The sequence below is a fragment of the Lacrimispora sinapis genome, assembly GCF_043633585.1.
Lineage (GTDB): Bacteria > Bacillota > Clostridia > Lachnospirales > Lachnospiraceae > Lacrimispora > Lacrimispora sinapis.
The window spans coordinates 366,828-380,447 of record NZ_CP141832.1; the positions used below are offsets into that span (position 1 = coordinate 366,828).

Annotated in this window: 8 protein-coding genes; all 8 read left to right on the plus strand. The window is 47.6% G+C overall.

The annotated features are described in order from the left end of the window. The first annotated feature begins 100 nt into the window (after nucleotides 1–100). The 8 genes from VIG27_RS01740 (at nucleotide 101) to VIG27_RS01775 (ending at nucleotide 13,599) form a co-directional block, all read left to right on the plus strand. Entirely contained in the window at nucleotides 101–2,068 is a 1,968-nt protein-coding gene (locus tag VIG27_RS01740; protein WP_394524724.1) for a sialate O-acetylesterase, read from the plus strand. Then, complete coding sequence (locus tag VIG27_RS01745) at nucleotides 2,061–5,570, plus strand: glycoside hydrolase family 2 TIM barrel-domain containing protein (RefSeq protein ID WP_394524725.1); 3,510 nt, start codon at nucleotides 2,061–2,063, stop codon at nucleotides 5,568–5,570. Before VIG27_RS01740 ends, VIG27_RS01745 begins: the two co-directional genes overlap by 8 nt. A 144-nt stretch (nucleotides 5,571–5,714) precedes the next feature. After that, nucleotides 5,715–7,694, plus strand: coding sequence for an alpha-glucuronidase family glycosyl hydrolase (locus VIG27_RS01750; protein ID WP_394524726.1), 1,980 nt, complete (start codon nucleotides 5,715–5,717; stop codon nucleotides 7,692–7,694). A gap of 1 nt (nucleotide 7,695) precedes the next feature. Next, nucleotides 7,696–8,667: an ABC transporter permease gene (locus VIG27_RS01755; RefSeq protein ID WP_394524727.1), complete on the plus strand. Its 972-nt coding sequence runs from the start codon at nucleotides 7,696–7,698 to the stop codon at nucleotides 8,665–8,667. 18 nt (nucleotides 8,668–8,685) lie between these two features. Then, nucleotides 8,686–9,558, plus strand: coding sequence for a carbohydrate ABC transporter permease (locus VIG27_RS01760; RefSeq protein ID WP_394524729.1), 873 nt, complete (start codon nucleotides 8,686–8,688; stop codon nucleotides 9,556–9,558). A gap of 37 nt (nucleotides 9,559–9,595) precedes the next feature. Continuing rightward, nucleotides 9,596–11,272, plus strand: a complete 1,677-nt coding sequence (locus tag VIG27_RS01765) for an extracellular solute-binding protein (RefSeq protein ID WP_394524730.1) — start codon at nucleotides 9,596–9,598, stop codon at nucleotides 11,270–11,272. Between the two features lie 76 nt (nucleotides 11,273–11,348). Beyond that, nucleotides 11,349–11,624: a sporulation transcriptional regulator SpoIIID gene (gene spoIIID, locus VIG27_RS01770; protein ID WP_394524731.1), complete on the plus strand. Its 276-nt coding sequence runs from the start codon at nucleotides 11,349–11,351 to the stop codon at nucleotides 11,622–11,624. Between the two features lie 526 nt (nucleotides 11,625–12,150). Continuing rightward, complete coding sequence (locus tag VIG27_RS01775) at nucleotides 12,151–13,599, plus strand: aminotransferase class I/II-fold pyridoxal phosphate-dependent enzyme (RefSeq protein ID WP_394524733.1); 1,449 nt, start codon at nucleotides 12,151–12,153, stop codon at nucleotides 13,597–13,599. Nucleotides 13,600–13,620: the final 21 nt, after the last annotated feature.

Genomic DNA, 13,620 nt, shown 5'->3' on the forward strand with positions numbered 1-13,620 from the left:
TGGAGTCATGCTTATGGGTAAAAAAGGCGGCAAGGAAAAAACGGGAATGAGATGGTGGAATTAAAATGACGGGAAATAAAGATGGGGGTTCATAAAAGTAATGGGGAATAAAATGGAAGATGTGAAGGAATCTATCATACAACAGACCAAGGGGCCGACCTTGGGGGAGCAGCTTTGGCTTCCCAAACTGCTCAGTGACGGCTGTGTTCTTCAGCAGGGAGAGGGAACCAGAGTCTGGGGGAAGACACTCCCTTATATGGGGGTGACAGCGGAATTGGGAGCAGCAAGAGGCGGATTGGATTCAGAATTGCCGGATATTGTTTCTTCTACAAGATCAGACTCGAAAGGAGACTGGCAGATCTTGTTTCCTGAGTTAAAGCCGGGAGGGCCGTTTTCCTTAACGGTGAGGACTGAATCAGGAGGATTCAGGCGTGTGGAGGATGTATATGTAGGAGAGGTGTTCGTATGTGCAGGCCAGTCCAATATGGAGCTTCCTATGGAGCGGGTCAGGGATCGGTATCCGGAGGAGTTTGAGCGGATGGAGGAACCATTAATCCGGCTTTATAAGGTCAGGGAACAATATGATTTTAACGGACCTCTCATGGATCATGAAAAGGCAGAATGGAAGGGTTGTTCAAAAGAATCCATAGGCGGGTTTTCTGCGGTATCCTATTTCTTTGGACGATATCTTCTGGAGGACAGAAAGGTACCGGTTGGCCTGATTAATTTAAGCCTTGGAGGAACTCCGGCGGAGGCATGGATGGGGAGGGAAGCCCTGCTTTCCTACCCGGAGGCAATCGAGACGCTGGAAAAGTACAGGGATTCAAATTTTGTCAAAGAACAGATTCAAAGAAATGAAAGACTTCAAAAGGAATGGCATGACAGGATTGATGAAGAGGACTCTGGATTTAAAAATTTGGAAAAACCATGGAAGGAGATTCAGCTTCCGGGATTTTTGGAAGACGCTGGCCTTGGGAATTTCTGTGGTTCAATCTGGCTAAAAAAGAAATTTCAGGTACCGGAAACCATGGCAAAAAAAGCGGCAAAGCTATGGCTTGGAACGTTGGTGGACAGCGATCGGACTTATGTAAATGGGGTGCTTGTGGGAGAGACATTTTATCAGTATCCCCCTCGTAAATATCAGATCCCGGAAGGGCTTTTAAACTGCGGGGAGAATGAAATTGTTATCCGTCTGGTTTGTGATAATGGCAAAGGACGGATGACGCCTGGGAAAATTTATGCGGTGTTTACAGAAACGGAGCGAATCTCTTTGGAGGGGGTATGGGAATACCGGGTGGGCTTTTCGTGCGGCCCGGCTCCTCAGACGGATTTTGTATCCGGAAAGCCTACGGGCCTTTTTAATGCCATGGTAGCGCCCTGTCTTTCCTATACGGTGAAAGGGGTGCTATGGTATCAGGGCGAGTCCAATGACAAAAATCCATATACCTATAAGGACCTGCTTCAGCGGTTGATTTTGTACTGGAGAGAGGTGTGGAAACAGGAGAGACTTCCTTTTGTGGTAGCCCAGCTGCCGGGCTTTTCCATTGATTTAAAAAAGGATTCCCAGGCCTGGCCCATGATCCGTGACGCCCAGGCTCAGGCGGCACGGATTCCGGATGTGGCTGTTACCGTAAATCTTGATTTGGGAGAGTGGAATGATCTCCATCCGCTGAATAAAAAAGAGGTGGCGCGGCGGATGGCGCTGGCTGCCAGAGGGATGATCTACGGGGAACCGGTGGTTTATAAGGGGCCTGAGCTTCGTGGATGGAAAGTGACGGGGAACCGTGTGGAGCTTTTCTTTGATGCCGGAGAGGGGAAGAAAATCCGGGTGAAAGACGGAGCGGGCGCGGAAGCATTTCAGCTGGCTGGTGATGATGGCGTGTTTTATCGGGCGGAAGGGCAGGTAAAGGATAATCAAGTATCTGTTTGGCGTAAAGAGTTGGAGAAACCGATGTATCTCCGGTATGGATATGAAAATGCACCCCAAAAGGGTCTTTTACTCAATGAAGAGGGGCTTTTGGCTTCTCCGTTTTGCCTGAAACTGGAGGGAGGGGAAGGTCTTGTGTAAGAAAATTTATGACTGGGGGACCCATTTGTTTTGCGATGATTGGTTCTTTTTTAAGGAATCACCGCCTACATTGACTGATAAGTTTCCTCCTGTAACCGGATTTCAGCCCGTGGGTCTGCCTCATGACTGGCTGATTGAACAGGGAAATGATCTTTATGAAAATAGCACGGGCTGGTACCGGAAATGTATGTATTTTCAGACCATGGAGGATCGTATTGCACTGCTGCGGTTTGATGGAGTTTACATGGATTCTACGATTTATGTAAACAGAAAGAAAGCCGGAGAGTGGAAATATGGTTATTCCTGTTTTGAAGTGGACATGACGCCATGGCTGAACGACGGGGAAAACGAAATACTGGTTAAAGTGAATCATCAGTCACCCAACAGCCGATGGTATTCGGGGGCTGGAATCTACAGGGACGTGTGGCTGAAGGTGCTTCACAGGGACCGGTTGATATCGGATGGCCTGTATGTGTCGGCCGGAAAAAAGGAAGACCAGAGCTGGGAGTTAGAGATTTCTGCAGAGGTATTGTCGTTAAGCGGCGGGACGATTGGTTTTTATTTAAAAGAACGTGAGGAGGAAGAGGGGGCGGAAGACCTCTTTCTGGGGGAGTACAAGATAAAGGCAGAAGAAGGTGTCCAGACGGTAACGGCGGTGGCCTTAATTTCAAGCCCGAAGCTATGGGACATTGAATCTCCGGTTTGTTACAGCTTGAGAGCAGAGCTTTTCCGCGGGGGAGAAAAACTTCAGACCCAGTGGGTGAGAATAGGATTTCGGACGGTGGAGTTTCATCCCGATCTGGGATTTCTTCTCAATGGAAGAAAGGTGAAGTTACAGGGAGTCTGTGAACATCACGATCTGGGCTGCCTGGGGGCGGCTTACCATTCCCAGGCCATGAGAAGAAAGCTTACTATTTTAAAGGCAATGGGGGTAAATGCAGTCCGTATCAGTCACAATATGCCTTCCCAGGATGTGATGGAGCTGGCGGATGAAATGGGGATATTGATCGTTTCAGAAGCATTTGACATGTGGGAGAGGCCGAAAAATCCATATGACTATGCCAGGTTTTTTCCGGAGTGGTATCCAAAGGATGTGGCAAGCTGGGTGCGCAGAGACCGCAATCATCCCAGTTTGATCATGTGGAGTATTGGAAATGAAATTTACGATACCCATGCGGATGAGAGGGGGCAGGAGGTGACAAGACTCTTGATGGAGGAAGTAAAAAAACATGATCCGCGGGGAAATGCCAGGGTCACCATTGCCTCCAATTACATGCCTTGGGAAAATGCCAGAAAGTGTGCGGATATCTTAAAGCTTGCCGGTTATAATTACGGGGAAAAATATTATGACGCGCATCACAGGGCTTATCCGGACTGGGTCATCTATGGGAGTGAAACGGCATCTACGGTTCAAAGCCGCGGAATTTATCATTTCCCCTATTCCCAGTCTCTCCTTGGGGAGGAGGACGAACAGTGTTCTTCCCTTGGCAATTCCACCACCAGCTGGGGGGCCAGCTCTTCGGAAGCCTGTATCCTTGCGGAGCGGGATCATCCATTTTCCTGCGGACAGTTTTTATGGACTGGATTTGACTATATTGGAGAACCGACGCCTTACCATACCAGGAATTCTTACTTTGGACAGGTGGATACCGCCGGTTTTCCCAAGGATTCTTACTATATTTATCAGGCGGAGTGGACTGATTATAAAAAGGCACCCATGATCCATGTGTTTCCCTATTGGGACTTTAATGACGGGCAGAGGATTGATGTAAGGATTTGTTCCAATGCACCTGCTATAGAGTTGTTTTTAAATGGGGTCAGTCAGGGAAAGTGTGTCCTTGACCATAAGAACGGGGACCGGCTGACTGGAAATTACAGGATTCCTTATGAGAAAGGTGTTTTAAAGGCTCTGGCTTATGACGAATCGGGCAACGTGATTGCAGAGGAGGTAAGAAGCTCCTTTGGAGAGGCTGAAAGTATTTCTCTACAGGCGGAGAAGGAGTATCTGAAGTCCAATGGGAAGGATCTTCTTTTTGTTACGGTTTCTATGAAGGATGCCCAGGGGAATCCGGTGGAAAATGCCAATAACCGGATATTTATTACGGTTTCCGGAAGTGGGTCTCTGGTTGGTCTTGACAATGGGGACAGCACAGACAAAGAAGAATATAAGACGGGCAGCAGGAGACTGTTCAGCGGAAAATTGCTTGTAATAGCGGTGGCAGGCACCAAAGCAGGGGAGCTGAGGATTACAGCGTCATCCCCTGGAAGGAAGGAAGAGGTGCTGACGGTTCCGGTGGTGGAAGGAGAGGCAGAGGAAGGGTCCAGTGCCCTGGCTTACCGGGTCAGTGAAAAAATATTAAAGCAGGAGCGGTTAGAGGACCGGTTGACGGACATTCCGGTGAGGAATATAAAGCTTACAAGCGTTCCCGGAACAAGGCTGACGAAAGATCAGAAGACGGCAGTGGTATCGGCAAGGATCTGTCCGGAACAGGCATTGGACCAGACGCTTTTCTGGAGTGTGGTTGATGATAGGGGAATTCCCTCCAAACTTGCCGCTCTTACGGTTCAGGGAAATCAGGCTTGTGTAACGGCTCAAAGTGATGGCCATTTCCGGCTTCGCTGTATGTCCAGAAGCGGGACGGAAAAAATACGGATTCTGTCCACCCTGGAATTTACGGTTGAAGGCGTTGGAGAAACATTTCTAAACCCTTATGAATTTGTCAGTGGGGGCTTGTACGATTATGGAGTGGGTGAGATTGGAAACGGGAATGAAAAGGGCGTGTCAACGGCAAGGGACGGAGAGACTCACGTGGGATTTCATAACTTGAGTTTTGGCAGCGTGGGGTCCGATGAGATCACCATTCCCATCTTTGCCCTGACAGGGGAACCTTACCGCATCCGAATCTATGAAGGAATGCCTGGGGAAGGGTCTGCCAGGTTGATTGGGGATGTCATTTACCAGAAGCCTTCTATCTGGAATGTATATCAGGAAGAAACCTTTCATTTGACCAGAAAACTCCGGGGGATCACCAGCCTTTGCTTTGTGCTGGAGAAAAAGGTACATATAAAAGGATTCATTTTCACCAGGAAAAGCAGAGGGTTTGACCGTCTTTTTGCAGGAGAATGTGACGGGGTATACGGAGATCATTTCAAAAAGGAGCAAGAAGAGATCCGTGAGATCGGAAATAACGTGACCATTCGGTTTGAAGATATGGATTTTGGGGATAAGGGAACGGATTGCATTCGCATATGGGGATATACCTCAAATAAAACCAACTCCATTCTGGTGCGCTTTTTGGGAGAAGAAGGAGATGCACACGGGGAAGGAGAGCAGGAACAGATGTTGGAATTTCAGCATGCAGAAGAACCGAAAGACCAGTTTTTTGCTTTCGACCGGGTCACCGGTACAAGGACGGTGGAATTTGTATTTCTGCCTGGCAGCCATTTTGATTTCCGGTGGTTCCAGTTTATGGATTCCAGGGAAGGAAATCGCAATATGTGAAGGATCATTCGCAAAATCAGAGAAGCCAATTTATACAATATGTTATAAAATGTAAGTAAAAAGAAAGGAAATAGATACAAAACGACGAAATATTTGGAAAATCGAATGGGGTTAGACAGATATGGTTAGGGGGAATGGAGCGTTATGGGATGGGAGCAGGCATGGCTTACCTACAGAAAGCAAAACAACCGCAATTGGGAGCCGTATTTTGGTTCCATATATGCAGATGGGGAAGGTAAGGTTATCAAAACGGCATCAAAGGAGTTAAAACGGGCGGCCAGGGAAATTTTGGGAAGGGAGATGAAGGACTCCGGGCAGGAGGAACATGCTGGGATCATTTTAAAACTCGTGCCAGATCTGGGGACCGGGACGGAAGGATTCCATATAAAGGAGAGAAATGGGCAGATCTATGTCATGTCCGAGGGTGAGCCAGGACTTCTATACGGGAGTTTTTCCTGTATCCGCCGCCTTCAGATGGAAGAAGAGTTTCAGGGGTTTGATAAAAAAGAGATTCCTTCAAATCCACTCCGGATGCTCAATCACTGGGATAACATGGATGGCTCAATTGAACGGGGGTATTCCGGGAATTCCTTCTTTTTTAAGGATCAAAGAATCCTGGTAAATGAAAGGACCGTGGAATATGCCAGACTGGCCGCCTCTGTGGGGATCAATGGAGTGGTTATCAATAATGTCAACGTGAAGGGGAACGCCACCAGACTCCTTGATGAGACTTATGGAAAGGAATTGAAGGAACTGGCGGATCTTTTGGAAGCATACGGAATCAGACTGTTTTTAAGCCTGAATTTTGCGGCTCCCATGGAGTTGTCCGGGCTGTCCGGGGCTGACCCTTTGCAGGAGGATGTACGGGAATGGTGGAAAATGACCATGGCCCGCCTCTACCAACGGATTCCCGGACTTGGAGGATTTCTTGTAAAGGCGGATTCGGAAGGAAGGCCGGGTCCCTTTACTTATGGCAGAACCCATGCGGATGGGGCAAATATGCTGGCAGAGGCGGTACAGCCTTATGGAGGCGTGATCATCTGGCGGTGTTTTGTCTATAACTGTATGCAGGACTGGCGGGATAAGAAGACAGACCGGGCGAGAAGCGGTTACGATCATTTTAAACCGTTAGACGGGGCATTTCGGGACAATGTGGTGCTTCAGATCAAGAATGGACCCATGGATTTCCAGGTAAGAGAACCGGTGTCCCCTCTCTTTGGCGCAATGGAGCACACCAATGAGATGCTGGAAGTACAGCTTGCCCAGGAATACACAGGACAGCAGCGCCATGTGTGCTATCTTATCCCCATGATTAAAGAAGTTCTGGAATTTCGCTGCGGAGGTTTAGGCCGAAAACGGGTTCGTGATGTCATTAGCGGAGGGGGGAAAGGGCAGCGATGCTGCGGCATGGCAGCGGTTGCAAATACCGGTAATGATGAGAACTGGACCGGCCATGATCTGGCGGCTGCAAACTGGTATGGCTTTGGCAGACTGAGCTTTCAGATGGATTTGTCTCCGGAGGAAATTGCAAAGGAGTGGATTGTGGGTACGTTTGGAACGGACCGGAAGGTCATGGACACCATAAAGAAAATTCTTTTTATGTCATGGCCGGCATATGAAAAATACACATCCCCGCTGGGGATCGGCTGGATGGTAAATCCGGGTCATCATTACGGACCGAACGTAGACGGCTATGAATATGACCGATGGGGCACCTATCACCGGGCCGATCATCTGGGCATTGGCATCGACCGGAGTGAAAAGGGAACCGGCTATGCGCTCCAGTATGGGGAGCCTTATGCCTCCATTTACGGGGATATGAAAGCCTGTCCGGATGAGCTGCTTTTATTTTTCCATCACGTGCCTTATGTGCACCGGCTGAAATCAGGTAAAACGGTGATCCAGCATATTTATGACTCTCATTTTGAGGGGGCCCAAGAGGCAAAAGAGATGGCTGCGTGCTGGGAGTCTTTAAAGGGGAAAATTCCTGATTTCATCTTTGAAAGGGTAAAAAAGCGGTTCGACCATCAAAAGGAGCATGCGGAGGAGTGGCGGGATCAGATCAACTCTTATTTTTTCCGCAAGTCCATGATAGAAGATGAAAAACACAGGATCATTTATTGATATGAAACAAAAAGAAAGTGGTGATGGCATGGCTATAAAGGAGAAAAAGCAAAGAACGGCTGTAGATAAGACCTCTTTGCTGCACCATGTGAAAAAGGAATGGAGGCTCTATTCCTTTCTCGTGATTCCAATTATCTATTATGTGATTTTCAAGTATATCCCGGTACTTGGAAATGTGATCGCATTCCGCAGATACAAAGGGGGGGCCAGTATCTTCGGGGATTATTTTGTGGGACTTCGGTATTTTAAACAGTTTATCGGGGATCCGGATTTCTGGCGGGCGTTTTTTAATACCCTGAGGCTGAGCATCGGGTATTTAGCGGTCCGTTTTCCGGCTACTCTTATCTTTGCACTTTTAATCAATGAGATCCGGACGCTGAATTGGAAAAAGGTGGTACAGACGATTTCTTATCTGCCCCATTTTATTTCCCTGATCGTGGTCTGTGGTATGGTAAAGGAAATGCTGTCCCTGACAGGGCCGGTCAATGGGCTTCTTTCTGCTATGGGACTGGAGAAAATTGCATTTTTATCGGAACCCGCCTATTTTGATATGATCTATATCGTTTCGGGAGTCTGGCAGGCCCTTGGGTGGGGAACCATTCTCTATCTGACTGCCATGACCAATATCAACATGGAGCTGTATGAGGCGGCAGCCATTGACGGGGCAGGGAGGTTCAAGCAGGCGCTGTACGTGACGCTTCCAGGCATTCTTCCGACCATTATGACACTTCTGATTCTGGATATCGGGAATATCATAACCTCCGGGAATATGCAGAAGATCCTTTTGCTTTATAATCCTCTGACCCAGAACCGGGCGGATATCATCGGTACTTATGTCTACCGCATGGGGATAGCGGGAGGAAACTTCAGTTATGCGGCGGCGGTTGGATTGTTTGAAGGCGTCATCGGGCTTATTCTTGTGACCGCAGCCAACAAGCTTTCCAAAAAATTCACCGAAACATCGCTTTGGTAAAAGGGGGATGACCATATTATGAAAGTAAAAAAATCGAGAAAGCAGAAGGCATTTACCGTGTTCAATACCATTGTGATGATTTTTGTTATTTTCGTCACGCTGTATCCGTTCATTTATCTGGTGGCCCAGTCATTCAGCAGTGATGCGGCGGTGGCAGCAGGACTTGTAACATTTTTCCCGATTCAGCCTACGACTGCGACTTACCGCTACATATTCCGGAATATGGAGTTTTTCCGGTACTATGGAAATACGATTTTCTATTCCATTGCGGGTACTGGGATCTCGGTGTTGAGTACGTCCCTGCTTGCATATCCGCTCTCCAAGCCCAAACTGCGGCTCAACCGGTTTTTTCTGCCGTTTGTAATATTTACCATGTATTTTACCGGGGGAATGATTCCCAATTTCATTCTGATCACCCAGTGGCTGGGGCTTCGAGACAGTATATGGGCCTTGCTTTTGCCGGGAGCCATCAGTACCTTTAATCTGCTGCTGATGAAGTCCTTTTTTGCAGGAATTCCGGAAGAGCTGGAAGAAGCGGCTGCCATTGACGGAATGGGGGTTTACGGTATTTTCGCCAAAATTGTTCTGCCTCTTTCCAAACCCATTCTTGCCACCATGGCATTGTTTTATCTGGTTGGAATGTGGAATGAATGGTTCGGGCCGTTTCTTTATCTGGATACCAAGGATAAATGGCCGGTGGCCCTCTATGTAAGGCAGCTGGTGGAAGGGGCCAATAATGTAGAAGTGGGGGCAGGTTCCGAGGCCAGCAGCGTACAGGCCACGTTAAAGGCGGCAGCCATGGTAGTGACATCTCTCCCGATTATTTGTGTGTATCCCTTTGTCCAAAGGTACTTTGTCCAGGGCATGACCATGGGGGCTGTGAAGGGGTGACGGGTTTATAAAATCAAGTCTGAGGAGGTATTTGTAAATGAAAAAAAGAGTATTGGCAATGATGTATGCAGCAGCGGCAGCAGCTATACTGTCCGGCTGCAGCGGTTCTGCAACGGATGCAGCGGCGGAAAAGACACCTCAAGTGGTGGAAGATAAGGATCTGGATTATGAGTATGGGGCAGGGGTGACCTTTCATTCCAATGAGCCTGTTTCCTATTCCATGATGTTTTCGGATCATGAGAATTATCCTTATAAGGCGGACTGGAGGCTGTGGAGCGCCATTGAAGAAAAGACCAATGTGGCCTTTGATTTAACCACTGTGGCAAGAACGGATTATAATGACAAGGTTTCAGCTCTGGTAAATACAGGAGGTGCTCCTTATATCATTCCGAAAATATACGATGCATCTCCGTTTGTAGACAGCGGTCAGGTAGTTCCCATCAGCGACTGGGTGCAGTATATGCCTAATTACCAGAAATGTGTGAAGGATTGGGGCATGGAAGAGGATTTGACCAGGATACTGAGTTCTAATGGAAAATATTACCGTTTGCCCGGTCTGTGGGAAAAGGCGGCCGGAGGATATTCCTTTCTGATCCGAAAGGATGTGTTTGAAGCGGCTGGGGTGGATGTGGAGAACGAGGAAAAGAATTGGACCTGGGAAGATTTTTATCAGGCATGCAAAAAGGTCAAAGAGCATACCGGGGCAGATTATGTGTGGTCCGACCAGTACCAGCTTGGCTGTGCTATGAATCTTTCCGGCATTGAATACGGCATCCGCGCAGGAAATTCCAAGGATGGCGGAGACTGGAATCTGGGAGACGGCCTTCAATTTGATTTTGATAAAAAGGAGTTTGTCTTTACCAATACGACAAGTGATTATAAAGACTATTTGAAGTTCTGGAATAAAATGTATAAGGATGGGATTCTGGACCCGGAGACATTCACCCAGGATTCAGAACAGGCAAAGGCAAAATTCTTCCGGGGAGAATCCTATGTGCTGACCTGCAATTATCAGCAGGTCGCAGATTATAAAGCAAAAAACCGGGTCCAGGCGGATGGAGCTGACCTTTATTTCACAGTTATGCCGGGAGGCCCCAAGGGGCAGCTTCAGCCGGAAAGCTACCGTCTGGAAAGTGGGATCATGATATCCCAGAAGGCTTTAAAAGAGCTTGGAGACAAGGAATTTATAAAAATGCTCCGTTTTATTGACTGGCTCTGGTATTCCGATGAAGGCCAGACGCTTGCCTTGTGGGGCGTAGAAGGAGAAACCTATGACAAACAGGCAGATGGGACCATTGTATTAAAGCCTGATATTTATTATAACGGGATCAATGCCGGCGCCCCCAAGCAGTTAAATGTGGATTTTGGATTTGGGGGAGGTGTGTTTGCTTACGGAGGCAGCGAGAAGCTGCGTTTTTCCAAAATGACAGACGAAGAAAAAGCGTGGAACCAGAGAATCTATGATTCCAAGGAAAAGCGCAAAATCGAACCGCCTATTCTGTCCAATGAAGAGGAAAAGGAACAGATGAATTTAATTAAGGTTCCCCTGATGGATTATGTAAATACCTCTGCCCTGGAATTCATCACAGGAAAGCTGAATTTGGACAGTGACTGGGAGAAATATACGGCGGAATGTGAAGCAAAGGGAAGTGGGAAATACACGGATATGGCAAATGAGATCTTTGAGAAGACCAAAGATATGATTGGATTTTAGAAATAGACCATAACCCATTCATACTTGAAACAAAACCTGCATAAGTATGTAAAAACGTCCTAGCAGGGGGATTTTCTTGAAGGAATATATTGAGGAACGCGCGGTTGCGATCGCCAACTACATCATAGACTATCATGCAACCGTGAGGCAGACAGCGAAGAAATTTGGCATTTCAAAATCTACGGTACACAAGGATGTAACGGACCGCTTAGAGCACATCAATCCGTCCCTGGCAGCCCGGGCCAGGGTGATCCTGGACATTAACAAGTCCGAGCGCCACATCAGGGGCGGCCTTGCCACCAAAGAGAAATACCAGCATCGTCTGCAGATGTGCAGCAATAAGAATTCGTAAAGAAATGGGTGGAGGAACAGCCGCTGTCTGAGAAGTAGTAGACGTTCTCAGACGGCGGCTGTTTCCGGTTTTGAAATGAAGTTTTTTCAAAAAAGCAGTTGACATGAATCTGCAAAATATGTTATTCTTTACCCCAGTATGAAGAGACATTATCGTTTTCATGCAAATATTGACCACTTCGTTTTCGGATGAAGTTAAGCCCAGACGGACAGGCGGGTCGGCTGCCGAGCGTGGGAAACCACATTATTGATTGAGTTAGAAGCTCAAATTTTATAAGTTGATTACTTTATAATCAGTGCAATTGCACATCATCTTGTGAAACGATCAATAATAGCAGGGACAACATATTTGCTATGTAGACTCGAAATCGATAATTGTCATGAAGAATTGAAGGGCTTTATACCTAAACTCATTATGATTCATGAAATTTTCAAACAGGTGATGTACGTTCACCTGTTTTTTTTGTGTCATGAAACGCCCCATCAGGCGCTGCCCAAGAATGTGACAAAGGAGAGGAAATTGCCGTATGAACAAAGAAGATCAGAAAAGAGCGCCGATCTATGAAGCGCTTGAAACATTCCGGAAAAAAAGGGTGGTACCTTTTGATGTGCCAGGCCATAAAAGGGGAAGGGGAAACCCGGAACTGGCCCAGCTTTTGGGAGATAAATGCGTAGGACTCGATGTAAATTCCATGAAGCCACTGGATAACTTATGCCACCCCGTATCGGTCATACGGGATGCGGAGGAGCTGGCAGCCGAGGCCTTTGGGGCAGCCGATGCCTTTTTAATGGTGGGAGGGACCACCTCTGCGGTGCAGAGCATGATTTTATCGGTCTGCAAGGCGGGAGATAAGATCATTCTTCCCAGAAATGTGCATAAAAGTGCCATTAATGCTCTTGTTTTATGCGGCGCGGTACCGGTTTATGTAAACCCGGAAGTGAACAGTTTGTTAGGGATTTCCCTGGGAATGGAAATCAGCCAGGTGGAGAAAGCGATCAAGGAAAACCCGGATGCCGTGGCGGTATTTGTAAACAATCCTACCTATTACGGTATCTGCTCAGATATCCGTTCCATCGTAACGCTGGCTCATGCCCATGGTATGAAGGTCCTGGCTGATGAAGCCCACGGAACCCATCTTTATTTCGGAAAGGGACTTCCCGTTTCCGCAATGGCAGCAGGGGCAGATATGGCGGCGGTCTCCATGCACAAATCAGGGGGAAGCTTAACCCAAAGCTCCATGCTTCTTCTAAACAAAGGGGTGAACGGGGATTATGTGCGCCAGATCATAAACCTGACTCAGACGACCAGCGCCTCCTATCTTCTGTTATCAAGTCTTGATATCTCCAGAAGAAATCTTGCCCTCCGGGGGGAAGAATCCTTTGCAAAGGTGGTGGAGATGGCGGAGTATGCCCGTGGTGAGATCAATTCCATTGGAGGATATTACGCGTATGGAAGGGATTTAATCAATGGAACCAGCATCTTTGATTATGATGTGACCAAACTTTCCGTCTATACCCTGGGAATCGGTCTTGCGGGTATTGAGGTCTATGACCTGCTTCGGGATGAATATGACATTCAGATCGAGTTTGGAGATATCTGCAACATTCTGGCCTATATTTCCATCGGAGACCGGATACAGGATATTGAGCGCCTGGTAGGTGCTCTGGCCGATATTGAAAGACTTTATAAAAAGGACCGTTCTGGAATGCTCTCCGGAGAATACATCGCGCCCAAGGTGGTCATATCTCCCCAGAAGGCATTCTACTCCAATAAGGTTTCGGTTCCGGTTAAGGAATCCGCCGGGGAGATCAGCGGAGAATTCGTCATGTGCTATCCGCCGGGAATCCCAATTCTGGCACCAGGTGAGATGATCACGGAGGAAATCGTGGAATACATCATTTACGCAAAAGAAAAAGGGTGCTCCATGCAGGGGACGGAAGACCCGGCGGTGGAACACTTAATGGTATTAAAATAAAATTCCAGGCAGAGAGGAGAG

What these genes read in the sequence shown, in the direction of transcription:
- VIG27_RS01765 (WP_394524730.1), top strand. Translation starts at nt 9,596, where the DNA reads ATGAAAAAAAGAGTATTGGCAATGATGTATGCAGCAGCGGCAGCAGCT.
- VIG27_RS01760 (WP_394524729.1), top strand. Translation starts at nt 8,686, where the DNA reads ATGAAAGTAAAAAAATCGAGAAAGCAGAAGGCATTTACCGTGTTCAAT.
- VIG27_RS01740 (WP_394524724.1), top strand. Translation starts at nt 101, where the DNA reads ATGGGGAATAAAATGGAAGATGTGAAGGAATCTATCATACAACAGACC.
- VIG27_RS01750 (WP_394524726.1), top strand. Translation starts at nt 5,715, where the DNA reads ATGGGATGGGAGCAGGCATGGCTTACCTACAGAAAGCAAAACAACCGC.
- VIG27_RS01775 (WP_394524733.1), top strand. Translation starts at nt 12,151, where the DNA reads ATGAACAAAGAAGATCAGAAAAGAGCGCCGATCTATGAAGCGCTTGAA.
- VIG27_RS01755 (WP_394524727.1), top strand. Translation starts at nt 7,696, where the DNA reads ATGAAACAAAAAGAAAGTGGTGATGGCATGGCTATAAAGGAGAAAAAG.